Source organism: Oryzomonas rubra (assembly GCF_008369015.1).
In the GTDB taxonomy this organism is placed as follows: Bacteria; Desulfobacterota; Desulfuromonadia; order Geobacterales; family Pseudopelobacteraceae; genus Oryzomonas; species Oryzomonas japonica.
The window spans coordinates 230,603-251,191 of sequence record NZ_SRSD01000005.1; the positions used below are offsets into that span (position 1 = coordinate 230,603).

Sequence of the window (20,589 nt, forward strand, 5' to 3'; positions counted from 1 at the left end):
CGTTACAAGCCCCCGCTTTGTTCCACACGGGAGAAGAAGTCCCGCACCAAGGGGGTAAAGGTTTCGTGTTCCAGCAGGAAGGCGTCGTGGCCGTACGCGGAGGTGATCAGGTGATACTCCACCGGCTTCCCGAGGCCGCGCAGGCACTCCACCATCTCCTCGGTCTGGTAGGCGGGATAGAGCCAGTCGGAGGTGAAAGCGAAGAACTGCACCGGTGCAGCGACCGGGGCAAAGGCCTCGGCCAGCGATTCATACCCCAGGGCCACGTCATAAAGATCCAGCGCCTTGGCCAGGTACAGGAAGGAGTTGGCGTCGAAGCGGTCCACGAAGTTGTAGCCGTTGTAATTCAGGTAGCGCTCCACCTCGAACTGGCCGAAAAAGTCGAACTGGCCGTCCTTGGCCGAGAAACGCCGGCCGAATTTCGTATTCATGGATTCGTCCGACAGGAACGTGATGTGGCCGATGCCCCGGGCCAGGGCCAAACCGTCCTTGGGATTGTGCTTGTACTCCCCCTTGCGCCAGGTAGGGTCGTTGAAGATGGCCCAGCGGGCAACGGCGTTGAGGGAGATGGCCTGGGGCGAAGGACGCGGCGTCGTTGCCAGCATAATGGCCGAGGCGACGCTCCCGGGATGTTGGGTGGCCCACTCCAGGGCCTGCATCCCCCCCATGCTCCCCCCCATGACGCAGAGCAGCTTTTCGATGCCCAGGGCATCGATCAGCAGCTTTTGGGCGCGCACCATGTCGCGTACGGTGATGACCGGAAAGGCGAGGTTGTAACGTTTGCCGGTTTTGGGGTTGATTGAGGTGGGGCCGGTAGAGCCGTGGCACGAACCGATTACATTGGAGCATATTACGAAATAGCGGTCGGTGTCCAGCAGGCGCCCCGGCCCGACGATGGCGTCCCACCAGCCCGGCTTGGTATCTTCTTCCCGGTGTTTGCCCGCCAGGTGGGCGTCACCGGTCCAGGCGTGTTCCACCAGGATGGCGTTGGAACGGGATGCGTTGAGGTGGCCGTAGGTTTCATACACAAGCGTGATCGGGGCAAGGAGGCGCCCGCTGTCCAGCCTGATGCCGGACTCGAAGGTTCTGGATTGTGCCGTGACGATGCCGACGGACATGAAAAAACCCCTTCACGCGGTATGAGAAGGGGCTGAAACGCTACGTTTACAGCACACCCCTCATCTTTGCCTTTCGGCAGGAATTAGCACCTGACGCCTCATTGGCCGGTTGCTGTGGCTTCGCAGGGCCTTTCCCTCCACCACTCTCGATAAGCAGGTCTATCGAACAAGAATAGTGGAAGAACACGAACATTGTCAACCAAATATGCTGCCGCAGTAACCAGCGTGCCGCCCGCCCTGCGACGCGCGAGGGGAGGAGCGTGGTGGGGTGCGACGGCCCCGTATCCGGCAGATGATGGCGAGACGGGAAAAACCTGGCCCAAGGCGGCTCCCTGCGGTGTCAAATTAGCTGGAAAAGGGGCGGGGCATCTGATATAAAACATGCTGAAATCATGAAGGATCAAGCACGTCCGAGGAGGAAATATGAAACGCCTGTTCTTGTTGCCGTTTTTGGCGGTGATGTTCGGTTGCGCCCAGAATCATTTCAATGTCCCTGCGGAACATTTTGCTGCACAGGTCAAGGTCCTCGGCGTGGCGCCCATCATCGTCGATGTGAACTCCGAGATCAAACACCCCGAGAAAGAGCAACTCGTCGCCCTGCTTGGCGACATGAACCGCAAGTATGAGCAGCAACTCGTGCGCAAGCTCAAAGCGACCGGCAACTTCTACACCGTGGCGCTCCTGGACGGCGACCCGCAGCGCATCTTCGCCAATCTCTTCTTCCGCAGCGAAAAACGGGACGACGCCACCATACGGTATAATAAATACTTTTGGAAAACCGACGAATTGCGGGACTACCTCAAGAAAAACAATCTGGATGCGGTCATGTTGTTGGTAGTCAGCGGCCTCACCCAGAACGAAAAGGTGTATTCCAACACCCTGCTGGCATCCCAGACCAGCGACTATAACTACCTCATTCTGACTGCCCAGATACTTGACGGCGACGGCACCATCCTCTGGGAGTACCCCAACTTCCGCGGGCGGATACTATCATACTCGCCCCTGATCAATCTCCAGTATCCCGATTTCAGCGAGGCGGAAGCCAACTTTTCCAGCAGGGCCGACCTGAAGTTCAAAACCATCGACGGCATCAGGCGAACACTGGACCAGCGGCAAAAGGACCTCCTGCTGCGGGAGACCCAGGAATCCGAGGTCTACGGCAAGCAGTTCGGGGATATCGTCTCGCTGCTGAAATATGATTCCGACGACGAGAAGAAGGGCACCATACCGGCCAGCAAGCCGGTGCCCCGCCTGGCGGAACAGCCGAAGCCGGTCGAACAGCCCGCCCCACCCGCAGCGGCAAGCCAGCCTGCCGCCGTGCCGTCCGTTGCTCCGGCCGCACCTGCTACACCGGCCGCGCCAGCCACCGACGAGATCGTCCCCGCCAAAGGGAGCACGCTATAACGCATTGTTCTACCGGACTTATCCAGTTAGGGGGTCATGCCCAGAAAACAACAACGCCTTTCCGGTTCTATTCGGAAAGGCGTTGTTGTTTATGACGTTACACTATTCTCAGCGCAAGAGCCATTGGTGTACGAGCGCCCCTCCCAGCCACAGGACGCCCCCCATGCCCAACGCCGCCGGCAGCCCCATCCCCTTGCGCAGACAGAGGTATGCCGCCGCAAAAAAGGCGCAGGTGGGCACCAGGCCCCACAGCACCCCCTTGAGATAGCCGTCGATGAGCGCTCCGTCTCCCGGCCGGTCCGTGGCCAGCCAGACCAGGACGATCAGGCTGATGAGCGGCATGGCGGCGATCAGCCCCCCCAGGGACGGGACGCGCCTGCCCAGCAGTACGCAGGCGATGATGAGGAGGTTGGTGGCGGCAAGCTTCAGCAGGAACATCTGATGATCATCAGCGACAGGTAATCGGGCGCATGGGCGGCGATCTCGGCAAAATCGGTCAGGACCTTTTGGCGGTCGCTCCCGACCCGTTCCACAAAAACCGTGCTCTGTTCGCGGCCCGTCTGCCGGATAAGCTCCAGAATATCCCCGAAGACCGGCTTGACCTTGAGCAGCACGACCGTTTCGAACCGCGCCAACGCCTCGGCGATCTTCTCCACGCCGGCGGTGGCGGGGATGACCGCCATCTTCTCATCGGCCTCCACCAGCGGTATGCCGGCCGCGGCCGCGGCCGCGTTGACACTGGAGATGCCCGGGACGATCTCGATGGGGATCTGGGGGCAGATTTCCCGCAGGATGCGCTGCAGATAGATAAAGGTGGAATAGAAGAGCGGGTCGCCGATGGTCACGAAGGCCACATCCTTGCCGTCCTCGGCCCGGACGGCGATCAGGGCGGCCGCTTCCTGCCAGGCGTGCAGCAGACGGGCCTTGTCCGAGGTCATGGGAAACTGGTGGACGATGACCTCCTGGCGGCTTTCATCCAGAAAGCCGCGGATCGTCGCCAGGGCGACGCTGGCCTCGGAAGGATTGGATACCGGCGCAAGGATCACGTCCGCCTGGCGCAGGACGCGCTCGGCCTTGCGGGTCAGCAACTCGGGATCGCCGGGGCCGACACCGACGGCAAAGATCGTTGCCATTACTCGTTCCCCTTGCGGGCGGTGATCACGTAGACCGGGTTCTGGGCCTCGAACATCTTGTACTCGGTCAGGTTGCGGGTCTTGGCGATATTGACGCAGGCCGCCTCGGTCGTAAAGCCGTGGTCTTCCAGAAATTCAACCGACTTGGTCAGGGTATCCAGGGTCACGGCGTTCAGCACCACCACCCCCTCCGGTTTGAGGCGGCCGTCCACCGCAATGATGATCTCCTCCAGGTGCCCCCCCGAGCCGCCGATGAAGACCCGGTCCGGGTCCGGCAGTTCATCCAGGGCGTCCGGCGCCTCCCCTTCCACCAGCTTCACGTTGCGGGTCGTGAACTTTTTCAGGTTCTCCCGGATAAAGGCCAGGCACTGGGCGTTCTGCTCCACGGCAAAGATACGGCCATTGGGCATCAGGTTGGACGCCTCGATGGAGACGGAGCCGCTGCCGGCCCCCACGTCCCACAGCACCAGGTCATCCTGCAACTGGAGTTTGGCCAGGGTGACGGCCCGCACCTCCTGCTTGGTGATCAGCTTCTTCGAGGTCTGGAACTCCTCGTCGTCGATGCCGATCAGGGGGTAGTGGGTGAGATTCGGCGCGTAGGTCCGGATCAGGATCAGGATATTGAGGCCGGAAGGCTGCAACGGCAACTCCAGTAGGCCGCGCACCGAGGTTTTGGTGAACTTCTCTCCCGGCAGCCCCAGGTCCTCGCACAGCCACGCCTCATACCCCTCGGCGCCCCGCTCGATCAGTTCGGCTGCAATGGCGGCCGGGGTATTGTTCTTGTCGGTCAGTACGCACGCCTTTTCAGCGGCCACGATCTTGTCCACCGCCGGTTGCAGGCCGCGGCCATGCACCGACACGAAGATGGAATCGTCCCACGGTTCCTTGATGCGGGCAAAGGCGTACTGCATGCTGGTGACATTGGGGAATATCTCGATGCGTTCCTTGGCCAGGTTGCGCAGCAGGAAACGGGATACGCCGAAGAAGGTGGGATCGCCCGAGGCCAGTATGGCCACGCGCTTTTCGGTCTTTTTCAGAAAATCCAGAATGTCGGAAAGCTCGCCGAAGGGCATCTTTTCGCCGGCGAAATCGGGAAAGCAATCCAGGTGCCGCTGGTGGCCGATCATCACCTCGGCCGTGCCGATGATCTCCAGCGCCTTGGAGCCGAAGCCCTCCCAGCCCGTGATGCCCGCCCCCACCAGATAGATCTTCTGCTGTGTCATTGCCTGCGTCCCCCGCATGGGATTCAAACCTGCTTGTGGGCAGGGACTATAGCATCCCGGCCGGTAAAAATCATCTCTTTACTGCCCGATGTCAGCGCGTGTTCTCTTTAATCACCTGCCCCGGACTGACAAAGGAGATTCCCTGCCCGGATCTGGCGCCGATCATGACGCACTCCACGATGGGCGTGTTGATGACCTTGTGGGCGTCCCAGCGGACGACGAAATTGGCGCCGAATCCGCCGGCCGTATCCTGCTCACCCAGGTAGATATACGTGGATCCCAGCGGCGGCAGCGTCAGCGGCGCGGCAAGGTGCGAGCGGAGCAGTTTGCCGCCGGTGTCGTAGTAGTCTATGGCGGTGACCCTCATCTGGTTGTACAGGTCCACATTCCGGATGCTCAGCATGGTCGCCAGACTGAAAGGCAGCGCTTTCGGCCCGCTGAACACATTGGAATAGACCGGCACGTACACGGTCTGTCCCTTTGAAAGCCGGTATTCGCCGGCAGGAGAGGCGGCCGAGGCAGGATGGTAGCCGAAGATGGCCAGGAGAAGGGCCAACCCTGCCAGCGCGATACGTGGGTGGTGTTTCATGTCATACTCCTCAATGGGGACTGGAATTCAACGGCACCTCCGGCTCAGGCCGAGACGAGCCGCAGGTACTCCCGTTCGCTGATCAGGTCACGGCTGTTTGCGACCCGGTCGAGGAAGACCATGCCGCTGATGTGATCGTATTCATGCTGGAAGACGCGGGCGATGAAGCCGGACAGCTCCTCCTCGCACACCCCGCCCCCGCGGGACAGGTAGCGCACGCCGATGCGCAGGCTGCGCGGCACCAGACCGCGGATGCCGGGCACGCTGAGGCACCCCTCCCACCCCTGTTCGCTCTCATCGGACCGCCACAGGATCTCGGGATTGAGCATGGCGGTGGGTGCCATTGCCGGGGCCTGGGGGTAGCGGGGAGTGGGGCGGGAAGCCACGATGAACAGGCGCAGCGGCTCGAAGACCTGTGGGGCGGCGATACCGACGCCATTGGCCTCGGTCATGGTCGCCAGCATGTCGTCGATCAAGGTCTGGATGAGCGGATCGGCCGGGTTGCCGACACAGGCGGTTTCCTGGCGGAGAACCGGCTGGCCCAGTTGGGCGATCTGGCGAAGAATAGGCATGGAAATTTCTCCTTTACCTCCTAGCCCGCCACGTGCAGCGTGCCGAGGATCTCGGTGCAGACCAGGTCGTGCCCAAGCCCGTGGCAGTCGATCACCACATCGGCACACGCCAGGTAGAGCCTGCGGCGTTCTTCGAAGAGTTCGGCAAAGCTCTGGTCCGGGTGTTTCGCGATCCCTCGCCTCCCCAGGTTCAGAGCCCGCGACTCCAGGGTAGCCAGGTCAACATCCAGGAAAACGACAACCCCGTTCTCGGCCAGATGCGCCATGGCGGGCCGGCTATAGACCGCGCTCCCTCCCGTGGCGATGACGTGCCCCCGGCACTCCAGGCCGAGCAGGATGCGTTCCTCGATCTCCCGCAGGGCCAGATACCCCTGGGAGTCGATGATGCTCTGGAGTGAACGGCGCTCGCAACTCTGGATAAGGACGTCGGTGTCGATGAAGTCCAGCGAGGCCAGCTTGGCGAGGATAACGCCGACCGTGCTTTTGCCCGCCCCCGGCATGCCGATCAGCACGATATTGGCGGTATCGCCCCGCCGGTCAGACACCTTCAACCGCCCCTCCCAGCTTACCCTGCACGCTCTTCACCTTGTCTTCCATGGTCTGGATACGATCCGTGCGCGTCCCGACCCTCATGGTCGTGGAGATCCGGGGGGCGCCCATGCCATGCACGACCTCGTGGCACCGTTTGACCGCCGCGAACACCGCATCCCACTCGCCTTCGATATTCGTCCCGTTCGCATGCAACACCCCCTTCAAGCCCGCCTGGGAAATGACCTTTTCACAGGCAGCCACATACGGCGATAACGATACGCCCACACTGATCGGTATGATACACAGATCCACAATCACGTTCATGGAGAACCTCCCTCCCCGCCACCCACGGGTATCCTGTCGAACCGCGGCCATCCAAAATCCGTCTGCACCCGGCATTCTTGCTTATTATAGCATTTGTTTTAGGATTGCTATATTCTTGTTTGCCATTTTGGTCCCAGGCGAGCCGCTTGCAGCCTGCCAGATGGAGCGGCGAACAGTTCTCCGCATTACTCCCCGAACGCCAGCGCCGCCCACCAGGCGGCAATGACCACGACAGCGCTGAGCAGCGCCAGCAGGACGTTCATCAGGCGGCCGGGGCGGCCGTACCTTCCCAGCAGATACTCCGTCAGCAGGCCGAGACAGGTCCCGAACAGAAAACCGAACAGGTGCGCCCCCAGATCGGTATTTTTCCCCTCTGTGCCGAGCAGGGCCAACAGAGCCAGGGCCGACGCCACGGGGAGCGGCCAGCGCCGTTGCAACTGCTGCCGGTACCGCACCAGGCTGAGCGCCGCCAGAATGCCCACAGCGCCGAATACCGCGGTGGAGGCCCCCACCGAACTATGGCCGGGTGCCTGAACGTAGGCATTGGCGAGGTTACCGAGGATGCCGGCCCCCAGGAGCAGGCTCCAGGCCAGGCCGGAGCCGAGTTCGCGACAGAGGAAGAGGACAAAGATGCCGCCGATGGCCAGGTTGCTGACCAGGTGCAGGCTGTCGGCGTGCAGCGTCAGGGCGGTCACGAGCCGCCACCACTGACCGCCCCTGATCTCGGCGGCCTGGGCGGTGCCGAGCGCAACCCAGTCCGGTTGGGAAAAAGTGAGCAGCATGCCTTCAAGCTGAGTCAGGTTGTGGAAGGTTGCCAGGAGCACCAGAATGGAGAGGGTCGCCAGGGTATTCTCGGCCAGGGGATGGGCTGGGAGAGCCGCCGGGGGCCAGTCGCGGTTTTTCTCCTCAAAGAGCCGCAACTCTTCCCGGGCCCGCTCCAGTTGGCTGGCCGGCACCGACAGGCATAAGCCGCCCCCGCTGCGTTCGAGACGGCACGGCACGGAGCGGGCATCCAGGACCAGCGCCCAGAGCTGGACTCGCCCCGTGGAAGGAGGCATGATCGCCGACGATGCGACCGGCCAGGGAGTGACCTCCGACCATTCTTCCTCGTATGGCTCGCGTATTTCGCCCGTGTGTTCCATGGAGTAACTATAACCACCCATGCCACACTTTACCAGGGTACCGCTTAAAATTGCGCCGGCCGTGCCGCCTCCCTGCGAGGGCGATGGTGGTTTATCGGCAGCGGCATGCACGTGCCGCCCACGCGTTGCTTGACACGCCCGCGGCAAATAGTTATTATTCTTATATAGTAATAGTAACTTCAACGTGGATCAGAGGACGGGCTATGGACGCTTTGCAGGAGCAATTACGGCGGTTTGGGAATGCCTGCCGGGAAGCCGGTCTTAAGCTCACCCATCAGCGCCTGGAGATTTTCAGCGAACTGGTCCGGTCACCCGACCACCCCTCTGCGGAAGCGCTTCACCAGCGGTTGCGCAAAAAAATCCCCACCTTGTCGCTGGATACGGTGTACCGGACACTGGCAACCTTCGCACGGCATGGTATGATTACCAAGGTGGAAACCGTCGAGAGCCAGGGGCGCTTCGAGGTGACGCTCGCTCCCCACCACCACCTGATCTGCAGCAGATGCAACACGATCATGGACTTCCAATGGCCGTCCATGGACGAAGCGACGCTTCCGGAAGCGGTCAAAGATTGGGGCAGGATCGACAACCGGAGCGTAGTGGTCTATGGAATCTGCAAAAACTGTCTGGATGGCTAGCTGCCACCAGAGGTCGGTATTTTTTTATCATATATATAGTAATTTTTACTATCTAGTAAATATACTTAAAAAATTCCATACATCGGCAATGATGTTTAAGGCGGCGCCTGTTACCCAAGCGGGCTCCCGGGAGGGCCAACCGGTTCACACGGTATGGCAGGCATAATCTACCATGAAAGGAGAGCAGCGATGACGAAAGAGAGCAAGTGCCCGGTAACGGGCAGAGCTGGCAGGCCCACTGCCGGCAGTGGGCCCTCGAACCGGGACTGGTGGCCGAACCAGTTGAACCTGAAGATCCTTCATCAGCATTCTCCCCAGGGCAACCCCATGGGCGAGGGGTTCAACTACGCCGAGGAATTCGGCAAACTCGACCTTGAGGCAGTGAAGAAGGACCTCTTTGCGCTCATGACCGACTCCCAGGAGTGGTGGCCGGCTGACTGGGGGCACTACGGGCCGTTCTTCATCCGCATGGCGTGGCACAGCGCGGGCACCTACCGCACCGGCGACGGCCGCGGAGGCGCGGGGTCCGGCGGCCAACGCTTTGCGCCCCTCAACAGTTGGCCGGACAACGTCAATCTCGACAAAGCGCGCCGTCTGCTGTGGCCGATCAAACGGAAATACGGCAGGAAGATCTCCTGGGCCGACCTGATAATCCTCGCCGGCAACTGCGCCCTGGAGTCCATGGGGTTCAAGACCTTTGGCTTCGGCGGCGGGCGCGAAGACGTCTGGGAACCGGAAGAAGATATCTACTGGGGAGGTGAAAAGGAATGGCTGGCCACCAGCGACAAGCCCAACAGCCGCTACTCCGGTGAGCGGGATCTGGAAAATCCCCTCGCCGCCGTGCAGATGGGGCTGATCTACGTAAATCCGGAAGGCCCTGACGGCAACCCGGACCCGGTCGCCTCCGGCCGCGACGTTCGAGAGACCTTCGCCCGCATGGCCATGAACGACGAGGAGACCGTCGCGCTCATCGCCGGCGGGCACACCTTCGGCAAGTGTCACGGCGCCGGACCGGCGTCACATGTGGGTCCTGAACCAGAAGCCGCCCCCATTGAGGAACAGGGCCTCGGCTGGAGGAGCAGCTTCGGCAGCGGCAAAGGCGGCGACATGATCGGCAGCGGCATCGAGGGCGCCTGGAAACCGAACCCGACCACCTGGGACATGGGCTACCTGAACACGCTGTTCAAATACGAGTGGGAACTGGTGAAGAGCCCGGCCGGCGCGAATCAGTGGCTGGCCAGGGACGTGGCCGAAGAGGACATGGTGGTTGACGCCCACGACCCGTCGAAGAAGCGCCGGCCGATGATGACCACGGCGGACCTCTCCCTCCGCAACGACCCGATCTACGAGCCGATCGCGCGGCACTACCAGCAGAACCCCGAGGAATTCGCGGACGCCTTCGCCAGGGCGTGGTTCAAGCTGACCCACCGCGACATGGGACCGCGCTCGCGCTATCTCGGCGCGGAAGTGCCCGAGGAAGACCTCCTGTGGCAAGACCCGGTCCCCCCGGTCACTCATCCATTGATCGACGAACGGGACATCGCCTCCCTCAAGGGCAAGATCCTTGCTTCGGGCCTGTCCGTCTCCCAACTGGTCTCCACGGCCTGGGCGTCGGCTGCCACATTCCGCGGCTCCGACAAGCGGGGCGGGGCGAACGGCGCGCGCATCCGCCTCGCACCGCAGAAGGAGTGGGAAGTCAACCAGCCGGCCCAACTGAAGACGGTGCTGCAGACCCTCGAGGGGATCCAAAAGGAGTTCAACGGAGCGCAGTCGGGCGGGAAAAGGGTTTCACTCGCCGACGCGATCGTTCTGGGCGGATGCGCCGGCATCGAGCAGGCTGCGAGGAATGCCGGCCACGAGGTGACCGTTCCCTTCACGCCGGGACGCACGGATGCGTCTCAGGAGCAGACCGACGCGGCGTCGTTCGCCGTACTCGAGCCGATTGCAGACGGATTCCGCAACTACCTCAAAACCGCATACACCGTATCGGCGGAGGAGTTGCTCGTTAACCGGGCGCAGTTGCTGACGCTGACCGCCCCCGAGATGACGGTTCTCCTTGGCGGCATGCGCGTCCTGGACACCAACGTCGGCCAGTCCCGGCACGGCGTCTTCACCAAGCGGCCGGGGACGCTCACCAACGACTTCTTCGTGAACCTGCTCGACATGCGCACCGCGTGGCAGGCAGCCCCGGAAGCCGACGGCGTGTTCGAGGGGCGTGACCGCACGAGCGGCGAACTCAAGTGGACCGGCACCCGCGTCGACCTCGTCTTCGGTTCCAACTCCCAACTCAGGGCCCTGGCGGAAGTCTACGGATGCGAGGACTCCCAAGAGAAGTTCCTGCACGACTTTGTAGCGGCGTGGAACAAAGTAATGAACCTTGACCGTTTCGACCTCGTCTGAACCGGAGTTGGGTGAGAAGCCGCACCGGCATTGGTACATGCCGGTGCGGCTTTTTTATGCATCCATCTTTTCTGTGCCATTGTCCCGGCCGCGGCCTCAAAACGAAAGAGGCGGCACCATGGCCGCCTCCCTCTGTTATCTGTACTGCATGGATTCCATCCAACCTACCGCATCAATTCGAACAGACGATCCTCACACGTGTCATCCTTGATATCGATAAACTTGTTGCAGATCTCGGTCATCATGTTGATGGCGCCCTGGTAGCCGATCAGCGGGTAGCGATGCTTGTTGACCCGGTCGAAGATCGGGAAACCAAAGCGGAACAGCGGAACCTTTGCATCGCGGGCGGCGAACTTGCCGTGGGAATCGCCGATGATGCCATCCACCGGATCGGTCATCAAAAGGCTCCGCAGGTGCCACAGGTCCTTGTTCATGTAAATCTTGCACCCCTGGCCGAACGGGGAGCCATCCAACAGGGCCTGCAGATCCTTCTCGACCTTCTTGTTACCCCTGCTGCAGAGGATGTGGTGCGGACGGGCGCCCACTTCCAGCAGGAAGGAGACGTAGCCCATCAGGTAGTCCGGGTCTCCGTACACGGCGAACTTCTTGCCGTGGATGTACTGATGGGAGTCGGTGATGGCGTCCACGGCGCGGCCGCGCTCGTTTTTCAGCGAGGCCGGCACATCCTTGCCGAACAGCTCGGCCACCTTCATGATAAAGGCGTCGGTCTTCTCGATCCCCATGGGCATCGGCAGGGAAGCATGCTTCCCGGAGAAGTTGTCCTTGACCCAGCCGAAGGTCTTGGCAGTGGAGTAGGAGCCGATGGCAATGGTGGCCTTGCAGTTGATGGAGTCGGCGGCGTCATCCAGCTTGGTGCCCCCGGCGTAGAGATGGTAATTGCCGTCGCAAGGCGAATCGAAGCTGTCGGAGATGTCGGCCAGGACGGTGTAGGGGATGCCGAAGGCCTCCAGGATGCGTTTGTACTCCCGGTAGTCGCCGGTGTTGAAGTCGCAGCCGGGGATCAGGTTGAGCTTGCCGGTGCAGCGTCCTTCAATCTGCTTCCCCTCGGTCAGGTTCTGCAGGATCGAGAGCAGCATGGAGTCGTAGCCGTTGATATGGGTGCCGCTGAAGCTGGGGGTATTGGCGTAGGGAACCGGCATCTCCTTGGGCACAAATCCCTTCTGCTTGGCGTTCTTGATGAAGGCGGTCAGGTCGTCGCCGATGACCTCGGGCATGCAGGAGGTAAAGACCGCAATCATCTTCGGCTTGTAGATGGCATAGGCGTTTTCCAGCCCCTCGTGCAGGTTGTTCTGGCCGCCGAACACCGCGCCGTCCTCGGTCATGGCATCCGATACGGCCGGAGCCGGTTCACGGAAGTGACGGTTGAGGGTCGAGCGGTAGTAGGATGCGCACCCCTGGGAGCCGTGGACAAAGGGGAGCGTCCCTTCAAAACCGTGGGCTGCCAGCTGGGCGCCCAACGGCTGGCAGGCGTGAGCCGGGTTGATCACCAGAGCCTGACGGGCAAAGTTTTTCTCTTTATACTCATCCGTATTGATCCATTCTTTGACCCGCTCCACCTCTTCCGGCGGCGTCTCGACGATCGTTTTGACTTCAAGTCCTAGTGCGTTTGACATGATTTATCTCTCCTTAAGCCGTCCGGGACCAATCTGTCCACGGTACGGTTATTTTTTCCCGTAGGGGCAACCGACATGATCAGAAAGGCGCCTTCACCAGCTTCCATGTCGGGCTGTTAATCGCCATGTCAACATCGCGGGCAAACACCTCGAATCCCTTGTAGCCGTGATACGGACCGGAATAGTCCCAACTATGCATCTGGCGGAAGGGGACACCCATCTTCTGGAAGACGTATTTCTCCTTGATGCCGGAACCGACCAGGTCGGGCTTGAGGGCGGCGGCAAACTTCTCGAACTCGTACTCGGATGGGTCGTCGTAGACCACGGTGGCGTCCGGCATCTCCGGCGCGGTACGGTCATAGTCGTCCGTGTGGGCAAATTCGTAGCCGGAGCCAACGCAGTCCATGCCCAAGTCCTCGTATGCGCCGATGGTGTGGCGCGGACGAAGTCCACCAACCAGCAGCATGACCTTCTTCCCATCCAGGCGCGGCTTGTACTCGTCGACGATGGCCTGCATGATCGGGTCATATTTGGCTATCACCGCCTCCACCTTGGCTTTGATGGTGTCGTCGAACAATTCGGCAAGCTGCCTGAGGCTGTTACGAATCTTGGTCGGGCCGAAGAAATTGAGCTCGACCCAAGGAATACCGTATTTCTCTTCCATAACCTTGCACATGTAGTTCATGGAGCGGTAGCAGTGGATGACGTTGAGCTTGACCTTGTGGGTGGCGGCGATCTTCTCCAGTTCGCCGTCGCCGGTCCAGACGGACTTCACGTTGAAACCGCACTCTTCGAGAAGCGGCTTCGTTGACCAGGCATCGCCGCCGATGTTGTATTCGCCGATCAGGGCGATGTCATAGGGGCTTTCCGGTTCGGCGTACTCGCGGGTCCCAATGATGAAGTCGCGAATCGTATCGTTGGAGATATGGTGCCCCAACGACTGGGAGACACCGCGGAACCCCTCGCAGTTACAGGGGATGATGGGGATGTCCAGCTCCTTGGCCGACTGTTTGGCTACCGAGTTGATGTCATCGCCGATCAGGCCGACCGGACATTCGGAAAGGACCGAGATCCCCTTGGCCAGCGGGAACAACTCATGGGCCTCTTCCAGCAGGGTCTTGAGCTTTTTGTCGCCGCCGTACACGATGTCCTTTTCCTGGAAATCGGAGGTAAACTGCATCGGGAAGCTGGTAACGCCGGTGATGCCGCTCATCATATTGCGGCGGGTGCCCCAGGAATACCAGCCGCAGCCGACCGGACCATGAGAGACGTGGACCATATCGCGGATCGGTCCCCAGACCACCCCTTTGGCGCCGGCATAGGCGCAGCCGCGGGCGCTCATGACGCCGGGGACGGTCTTCTTGTTGGACTTGACGCAGGCTGAACCGGATGCCGGGTCATTGGCGCCCAGATGCGGGGCGCGTTTCTTTTTGGCCTTTTCGGGGTATACCGACAAGGTTTCGGCGATCAAGGCTTCCGTCGATTCCTTGGTGATACCTTCAACTTTTCGTATCTTGTCTGACATAATAGGTCTCCTCTGATTATGAGAGGCGAATCCAGCCTCTGCTGTATGCCTTCCGAAACTAGGCCGCTGCCTCTGCCACGCCGACGATCGTTTCATCCTCGACTTCCATGACGCCGAACTCCATCAGAAGTTCTTCAAGTTCTTCCATCTCCAGCGGGGTCGGAACCACCAGCATCTTGTTGTCGGCGATCTTCTGGGCCAGGGTACGGTACTCCTGGGCCTGTTTGTGTTCGGGCGAGTACTCGATGACCGTCATGCGGCGCAGCTCGGCGCGCTGCACCTGGTTGTCGCGGGGCACGAAGTAGATCATCTGGGTACCGAGCCGTTTTGCCAGGGCCTCGATCAGTTCGTCCTCCCGGTCGGTGTTGCGCGAGTTGCAGATAAGTCCCCCGAGGCGAACCTTGCCGGAGGAGGCGTATTTGAGGATACCTTTGGCGATGTTGTTGGCAGCGTACATGGCCATCATCTCGCCGGAGGTGACGATGTAGATCTCTTCGGCCTTGTTCTCACGGATCGGCATGGCGAACCCGCCGCAGACAACGTCGCCGAGAACGTCGTAGAAGACGAAATCCAGGTCGGGGGTATAGGCGCCGTTCTCTTCCAGGAAGTTGATGGCAGTGATGACGCCGCGGCCGGCACAACCGACACCCGGCTCGGGGCCGCCGGACTCGACACATTTCACATTGCCGTAACCGACCTTCATGACGTCCTCAAGCTCCAGGTCTTCGACCGTGCCCAACTCGCGAACCAGATCCATAACCGTATTCTGGGCCTTGGCATGCAGGATCAAACGGGTGGAGTCGGCCTTGGGGTCGCAACCGACGATCATGACCTTTTTGCCGATGGATGCCAAGCCGGCTACCGTGTTTTGTGTTGTCGTCGATTTGCCGATGCCGCCCTTACCGTAGATTGCGATTTGTCTCATGATACTGCTCCTTTCGCTCACCAATCCGTGAGCCTTCGAGATATGTTCGGGGCAACAAAAAAGGCGCCCCATTCCTCTGAATGGCGGCGCCTTTGCCGAATTCGATTATTGCTATTACCAAGCATGCCGAATGTTTTGTTATTGGCTAATGCATCCTGCATGCCAATTTGTAACCAGCTGAATTCAAAGCAACTCAGCCAAAAACTCTTCCACAGTGCCGAAGGAGCGCTTTCAAACTGCTCATATATTATGCATCCATGCATACTCCCGGTTCGCCCTCCACCTAACGGGTATGCCCACAAAAAAGGCACCATGGTTGGTGCCTTTCGTGTGATGCGTTCCTGCCCGTAGAAAAACAGGGTCAAGCGGCTTTCTTCAGGCCATACAGCTTGATCAACTGGTTGTTGTTGAGCGGCCGCCGCGTCTGCTGGGCAATCTTTCTTACCTTGTCCATCAGGTGCATGGCCTCGGAACGGCTGATGGCAATACCCATATCCTTGTACCGTTCGATCAGCCCACTGGTGCCGGAATGCTTGCCCACCACGATCTGCCGCACGAGGCCCACTTCGGCCGGGTCGAATCCTTCGTAGTTTCTGGGGTCCTTGATGACCCCGTCGGCGTGCAGCCCCGATTCGTGGGCAAAGACCCGTTCGCCGACCACCGCCTTCCAGGCCGGCAGCGGCCGATTGGAGGCCTTGGCCACAAACAGGGACAGTTCCCGGAAACGGTGGGTATCAATGCCGGTGTCGATGCCGCTGGCATGCTTGAGCCCCATAATTACCTCCTCCAGCGCGGCGTTGCCGGCCCGTTCCCCCAGGCCGTTGACCGTCGTATTGACGAATTGGGCACCGGCGCGGATACCGGCAATGGCGTTGGCGGTGGCCATCCCCAGGTCGTTATGGGTATGCACCTCGAGGGGGAGTTCGGGCACGGCCGTACGCAGGGCGCGCACCATGTCGAACGTGCCGAAGGGATCGAGGATGCCCAGGGTGTCGCAAAAACGGAAGCGGTCGCCCCCCATGGCCCAGGTGATCTGCATCAGTTCGATGAGGAAGGGGATATCGGCCCGGCTGGCGTCCTCCCCGCCGACCGAGACGTACAGTCCCTTCCCCTTGGCGAATCCCAGGGCCACCTTGAGCTGTTCCTTGACCCACTCGCGGGTCTTCCTGATTTTGTTGCGGATCATGATATCCGAAACCGACAGGGAGATATCCACCGCCGTGACGCCGCTGTCGATGCTGGCCTGGATATCCGGCACCGTGGCCCGGTTCCAGGTGATCAGCCGGGCATTGAGCCCCAGGTCCACCAACGCCCTGACATCGCTCTGCTCATCCTTGCCCATGGCCGGGATGCCGCATTCCAGCTCCTGTACGCCGATGGAGTCGAGCATGCGGGCAATGGCGATCTTATCGCGCCTGCTGAAGACCACGCCTGCGGTCTGTTCCCCGTCCCGCAGGGTGGTATCGTCAATGATGATGGTTGGCTCGCTCATAGTCGCCTCCTTCGTTAGGCTGTTGAAAAACTCAGGTTGTTCAAAAATAGTCAGATCGTCGCACCCGCAGAAAGCCCTGCGGAGGCGTAGCAGCGCTACGCCGCACAAAAGGGCTTTCGAGGATGGCGGCGAGGTGGCTGTTTTTCAACAACCTCTTAAATCATCCACAACTGCCCATGGTTGCCAAACCGTAGATGTACTCCGGCCGATAATCCGGCTTGACGCCGGCATACATGAGTACATTGGTACCATGATCCCTGAAGCCCCGTTCCTGGAGCAGTGCAACCGCTCCCGAGTTGCAGGCCGGGGTGTCGATATATACGGTGATGCCCGCCGGCAGGCTGCTCAGGGCCTCGTCGAGCAGGCGCGCCGCCCGATCCGGCGAAACGGCGCTGAACGGTCCCAGCTGCACCGCCTGGCCGCAGGGCTGAATAACCGCAAAGGCGGAATCCGCCGCCAGAACCGTCCCGCGCCGGCAGGTAGCGGCAAGCAGACCGTCGCGCCGATCCCCCCACCCGAGCCGGTCAAGGGCCGCGTCCCACGCCCCTGTCGCGGCAGGGGCCGTATCCGTTGGCGCGCCGGCCCTGCCGGTCCAGCGGATGATGGTGTCGGTGCTGTTGAATCCATGCTTTTCGTACAGGGCCTTGCCCATTTTCGAGGCGGTCAGCCAGAAGGTCTCGGCGCCGGCGCCCCGCAGGCTGTCAAACGCCCCGAGGAACAGCGCCTCGCCGATGCCGGTGCCGCGACAGTCCCGATCGACGATAAGATTGCCGATCCAGCCGCTGCAATCGTGGCGCAGGGAGGTCACGAAACCGACGGCAGCACCCGACTCGTCCCGTGCCGAGAGGCAACCGTCAGGGAACGCAGACAGCAGGAAATCGAATTCCCACGGTTCCGCCACCCAGTTCTCACCGGCGGCCAGCCTCAGAAAGCGAGGCACATCCTCTTTTCGAAACGGCTCGATGGTCATGCCCGACAACTCCTTACCCCTATGCCTGCGGCGGCACCGCGCAGGCGGATTCCCCGACCGTCACATCCTGCCCGATCAGGCCGATGGCGTCGGCGCGGCACTGCTTGCAATGGCTAAACTGCCCGATGATGGTCTCGTTGGCCTTGCGCACCTCCGCCAGCCGCTGTTCGTCGGGCGCTTCGATATGTGCCAGTTCCGCCTGGGGAATGAGCGGCATGATGTTCATCACAAAGGCGCCCAATTTCTTGACCCGCTCCGCGATCAACGGCACCTGGTCATCGTTAACCCCCGGCACCAGCACGGTATTGACCTTGATGGTCAGCCCCAGTTCGGCGGCCCGCTTCAGCCCTTCGAACTGGTTGGCGATCAGGATTTTGGCGCCCTCCACACCGGTATAGTGGTGGCCGTGATAGATGACATGGCGATAGATCTGGGCTCCGACCTCGGGCTCGACGGCGTTGATGGTGACGGTCAGGCTGTGCAACCCCATCTCGTACAGACGGTCGATGGACTCGGGGAGCAGCAGGCCGTTGGTGCTCATGCACAGCATGAGGTGCGGGAATTCCTTTTTGACCAGTTCGAAGGTTTCAAAGGTCTGTTCGTTGGCCAGCGGGTCGCCGGGGCCGGCGATGCCGATCACCTTGATGATCGGCCCCACCACCGGGCTGGCCATTACCTCCCGCACCTTGACGATCGCCTCCTGGGGGGTCAGCAGGCGGCTGGTCACACCGGGCCGGGATTCGTTGGCGCAATCATGCTTCCGGGTGCAGTAACCGCACTTGATGTTACACTGGGGGGCCACCGCCAGATGCATGCGGCCGTTTTTGTGATGGTTGCCGCCAAAGCAGGGGTGCCCTTGAATCCTGTTCTTCATGTCACATGCACTCGCCATGGGTATGCTCCTTTCAAACAAAAAGCCTGCGGCTCTCTCCGCAGGCTCCGTTGCCTTGTCGCTGAGTTGATTTCATGTCCTCTGATGCGTCCTACGCATAGGGGTAAGGCATAGAGCGTGCCAGAGAGTCATTTTGATTTAAAATTATGCTGCAAAGGCTCGTATAACGGCCCATTGCCATCCGATCCCCCAAAGTTTTACCCTTTGGTGGCGGCGGAGCGGGCCGAGATAATGCCTATTTATTGAGCACTAATATTATTTTGCATTCTGGTTTCGCTTTTGCAGGCCTTAGCAAGGATGCGTTGAAGTTCTGCCAATTCCCCTCTGGACGGTTGCCCCATGTTCAACCTGTACAATCCCGCAGAAATCAGCAGCAGAGCCACGGCAGCCTTTATCGGCATGGCCATCGGCGACGCCCTCGGCGCGACGGTCGAGTTCATGACGGCGTCGGAGATTGCCGCAAAATACGGCACCTTCAAGGAAATCATCGGCGGCGGCTGGCTCCGCCTGAAGCCGGGGCAGGTAACCGACGACACCGAGATGGCCCTCTGCATCGCCCGGGCAATCGTCGAAAACCAGGGATGGTCCGTGGAGAAGATCGCCCACAATTTTGCCGCCTGGCTCAAATCCCGGCCGGTGGATTGCGGCGACACCTGCCGCAAGGGTATCCGCGCCTACATGTTGAACGGCACCCTGGAATCGCCCCCGAACGAGTGGGACGCCGGCAACGGCGCTGCCATGCGGATCGTGCCGGTGGCGCTCTTCTCCCTCCCCGACGGTGAACTGTTGAAGAAATATGCGCTCGAACAGGCCCACATCACCCACAACAACCCCCTGTCGGACGCGGCCTGCATCTGCCTGGGAGAACTTCTGCACCTGGCGATCTGCGGTGCATCCCGGACTCGTCTGCGCCGTCAGGCCGACGGCCTGGTGGCCCGATTCCCCACCTTTCATTTCGAGCCCTACCGGGGGCTGGCCACCGGCTACGTGGTGGATACGCTCCAGACCGTCTTTCATTGGTTTTTCAAGGGGAAGAATTTCGAGGAGTGCGTCGTGGGGACCGTCAATCAGGGGGCTGACGCGGATACGACCGGCGCCATCTGCGGCATGCTGGCCGGGGCCTACTACGGTATGGAAGGCATTCCCCAACGTTGGCTGAAGAAGGTGGATAGGAACGTGATTAGCGAGATCAACATGCTGGCCGGGCGGCTTATTGCCGCCAGCCCGGCGGGAAGTATGATGTAGACCATGTTTTACCTTTAGCTGGACCCAGGTTGTTCAAAAATAGTCAGATCGTCGCACCCGCAGAAGGCCCTGCGGAGGCGTAGCAGCGCTACGCCGCACAAAAGGGCCTTCGAGGACGGCGGCGAGATGGCTGTTTTTCAACAACCTTTTAGGATGCCGTCCGCAACCTGGCGCAGGCTCTTGCGTTTGTCCATAGCCAGCTTCTGCATGGCGCGATAGGCGTCGGCCTCGCTCAAGCGCTGTTTTTCCATCAACGTCCCCTTGGCTTTTTCAATCACCTTCCGATTCTCGATGGTTTCCTTGAGGTCTTCGATCTTTTCCTTGAGGTCCTCCACCTGCTCCGTATGGGCCAAGGCAATCTCGATCGCCGGGATGAGATCCTGCTCCCGGAGCGGCTTGGTTAAAAAAGCGGCAATTCCGCTCTCCGCTGCCCGTTTCGCGGTCTGGGCATCGTAGCAGTTGGTCAGGAGCATGATGGGGATCTTGAGCTTTTTCTTGATCTCTTTTGCCGCGGTTATACCGTCCATTATGGGCATGGCAACATCCAGCACCGCCATATCGGGAAAGCTCGCCATGGCCATCTCCACGGCGCTTTTGCCGTCCCCGCACTCCAGCACATCCTCGAAGCCAAGATCCATGAGCATGGCCTTCAGGCTCATCCTGATGAGTGGCTCATCGTCGCATATCAAAACTGTTTTCATGTATCATCCTCCCGGTAACCATCGGATACGGACTTGATGTGCATCTAATATGCCATTGTCCACAAAAAAGCCCCGGCATTTACCGCCGGGGCCACGAATTTGCACAATTGTTTCAGTCCCTTATCCAGCAG

At 60.7% G+C, this 20,589-nt stretch carries 20 protein-coding genes and 1 riboswitch; of the genes, 4 read left to right on the plus strand and 16 right to left on the minus strand.

All coding sequences use genetic code 11. The annotated features are described in order from the left end of the window. Positions 1-2: 2 nt before the first annotated feature. Complete coding sequence (metX, locus tag ET418_RS10010) at positions 3-1,118, minus strand: homoserine O-acetyltransferase MetX (protein ID WP_149307462.1); 1,116 nt, start codon at positions 1,116-1,118, stop codon at positions 3-5. Positions 1,119-1,175: 57 nt separating this feature from the next. Next, positions 1,176-1,274: riboswitch (SAM riboswitch) on the minus strand. Between the two features lie 267 nt (positions 1,275-1,541). On the opposite strand from metX, the gene ET418_RS10015 reads away from it, so the two are divergent. Next, a complete protein-coding gene (locus tag ET418_RS10015) occupies positions 1,542-2,522 on the plus strand; it encodes a hypothetical protein (protein WP_188055461.1) in 981 nt (326 codons plus the stop codon). Between the two features lie 108 nt (positions 2,523-2,630). On the opposite strand, the gene ET418_RS10020 is transcribed toward ET418_RS10015, so the two are convergent. The 8 genes from ET418_RS10020 to ET418_RS10055 all read right to left on the minus strand — a co-directional run bounded on the left by ET418_RS10020 (position 2,631) and on the right by ET418_RS10055 (position 8,036). Then, positions 2,631-2,960 carry a DUF3147 family protein gene (locus ET418_RS10020; protein WP_149307463.1) on the minus strand — a complete coding sequence of 110 codons (330 nt, stop codon included), beginning with the start codon at positions 2,958-2,960 and terminating at the stop codon, positions 2,631-2,633. Next, positions 2,948-3,655, minus strand: a complete 708-nt coding sequence (gene cobI, locus ET418_RS10025) for a precorrin-2 C(20)-methyltransferase (RefSeq protein WP_149307464.1) — start codon at positions 3,653-3,655, stop codon at positions 2,948-2,950. Before cobI ends, ET418_RS10020 begins: the two co-directional genes overlap by 13 nt. Continuing rightward, the gene (gene cbiE / locus ET418_RS10030) at positions 3,655-4,878 is read right to left on the minus strand and encodes a precorrin-6y C5,15-methyltransferase (decarboxylating) subunit CbiE (RefSeq protein ID WP_149307465.1); all 1,224 of its coding nucleotides are present in this window, start codon (positions 4,876-4,878) and stop codon (positions 3,655-3,657) included. Before cbiE ends, cobI begins: the two co-directional genes overlap by 1 nt. Positions 4,879-4,969: 91 nt before the next feature. Next, positions 4,970-5,467 carry a DUF3124 domain-containing protein gene (locus ET418_RS10035; RefSeq protein WP_149307466.1) on the minus strand — a complete coding sequence of 166 codons (498 nt, stop codon included), beginning with the start codon at positions 5,465-5,467 and terminating at the stop codon, positions 4,970-4,972. Positions 5,468-5,511: 44 nt separating this feature from the next. Then, on the minus strand, positions 5,512-6,039 hold the full coding sequence (gene def, locus ET418_RS10040) for a peptide deformylase (protein WP_149307467.1): 528 nt from the start codon (positions 6,037-6,039) through the stop codon (positions 5,512-5,514). Positions 6,040-6,059: 20 nt separating this feature from the next. Further along, positions 6,060-6,584 (minus strand): shikimate kinase, encoded by a 525-nt coding sequence (locus ET418_RS10045; protein ID WP_246153025.1) that lies wholly within the window; start codon positions 6,582-6,584, stop codon positions 6,060-6,062. Next, positions 6,577-6,894: an MTH1187 family thiamine-binding protein gene (locus ET418_RS10050; RefSeq protein WP_149307468.1), complete on the minus strand. Its 318-nt coding sequence runs from the start codon at positions 6,892-6,894 to the stop codon at positions 6,577-6,579. Before ET418_RS10050 ends, ET418_RS10045 begins: the two co-directional genes overlap by 8 nt. A gap of 185 nt (positions 6,895-7,079) precedes the next feature. Beyond that, positions 7,080-8,036, minus strand: a complete 957-nt coding sequence (locus ET418_RS10055; protein ID WP_149307469.1) for a rhomboid family intramembrane serine protease — start codon at positions 8,034-8,036, stop codon at positions 7,080-7,082. Between the two features lie 203 nt (positions 8,037-8,239). Between ET418_RS10055 and ET418_RS10060 the strand changes: the two genes are divergently transcribed. Together ET418_RS10060 and katG are read left to right on the plus strand one after the other, a co-directional pair. Continuing rightward, positions 8,240-8,674: a Fur family transcriptional regulator gene (locus ET418_RS10060; RefSeq protein WP_149307470.1), complete on the plus strand. Its 435-nt coding sequence runs from the start codon at positions 8,240-8,242 to the stop codon at positions 8,672-8,674. Between the two features lie 189 nt (positions 8,675-8,863). Continuing rightward, the gene (gene katG, locus ET418_RS10065) at positions 8,864-11,074 is read left to right on the plus strand and encodes a catalase/peroxidase HPI (protein WP_149307471.1); all 2,211 of its coding nucleotides are present in this window, start codon (positions 8,864-8,866) and stop codon (positions 11,072-11,074) included. Between the two features lie 164 nt (positions 11,075-11,238). Here katG and nifK read toward each other — a convergent pair whose 3' ends face one another. The 6 genes from nifK to ET418_RS10095 all read right to left on the minus strand — a co-directional run bounded on the left by nifK (position 11,239) and on the right by ET418_RS10095 (position 18,512). Next, on the minus strand, positions 11,239-12,708 hold the full coding sequence (gene nifK / locus ET418_RS10070; protein WP_149307472.1) for a nitrogenase molybdenum-iron protein subunit beta: 1,470 nt from the start codon (positions 12,706-12,708) through the stop codon (positions 11,239-11,241). Positions 12,709-12,787: 79 nt separating this feature from the next. After that, complete coding sequence (gene nifD / locus ET418_RS10075; RefSeq protein ID WP_149307473.1) at positions 12,788-14,233, minus strand: nitrogenase molybdenum-iron protein alpha chain; 1,446 nt, start codon at positions 14,231-14,233, stop codon at positions 12,788-12,790. A 58-nt stretch (positions 14,234-14,291) separates the two neighbouring features. After that, positions 14,292-15,158 carry a nitrogenase iron protein gene (gene nifH / locus ET418_RS10080; protein WP_149307474.1) on the minus strand — a complete coding sequence of 289 codons (867 nt, stop codon included), beginning with the start codon at positions 15,156-15,158 and terminating at the stop codon, positions 14,292-14,294. Between the two features lie 361 nt (positions 15,159-15,519). After that, positions 15,520-16,650, minus strand: a complete 1,131-nt coding sequence (gene nifV / locus ET418_RS10085; protein ID WP_149307475.1) for a homocitrate synthase — start codon at positions 16,648-16,650, stop codon at positions 15,520-15,522. Between the two features lie 160 nt (positions 16,651-16,810). Beyond that, on the minus strand, positions 16,811-17,620 hold the full coding sequence (locus ET418_RS10090) for a GNAT family N-acetyltransferase (protein WP_149307476.1): 810 nt from the start codon (positions 17,618-17,620) through the stop codon (positions 16,811-16,813). 19 nt (positions 17,621-17,639) lie between these two features. Continuing rightward, positions 17,640-18,512, minus strand: a complete 873-nt coding sequence (locus ET418_RS10095; protein ID WP_149307477.1) for a radical SAM protein — start codon at positions 18,510-18,512, stop codon at positions 17,640-17,642. Positions 18,513-18,851: 339 nt separating this feature from the next. Here ET418_RS10095 and draG point away from each other — a divergent pair, with 339 nt between their 5' ends. After that, the gene (gene draG / locus ET418_RS10100; protein ID WP_149307478.1) at positions 18,852-19,757 is read left to right on the plus strand and encodes an ADP-ribosyl-[dinitrogen reductase] hydrolase; all 906 of its coding nucleotides are present in this window, start codon (positions 18,852-18,854) and stop codon (positions 19,755-19,757) included. A gap of 137 nt (positions 19,758-19,894) precedes the next feature. On the opposite strand, the gene ET418_RS10105 is transcribed toward draG, so the two are convergent. Then, on the minus strand, positions 19,895-20,458 hold the full coding sequence (locus ET418_RS10105; protein ID WP_149307479.1) for an ANTAR domain-containing response regulator: 564 nt from the start codon (positions 20,456-20,458) through the stop codon (positions 19,895-19,897). Positions 20,459-20,589: the final 131 nt, after the last annotated feature.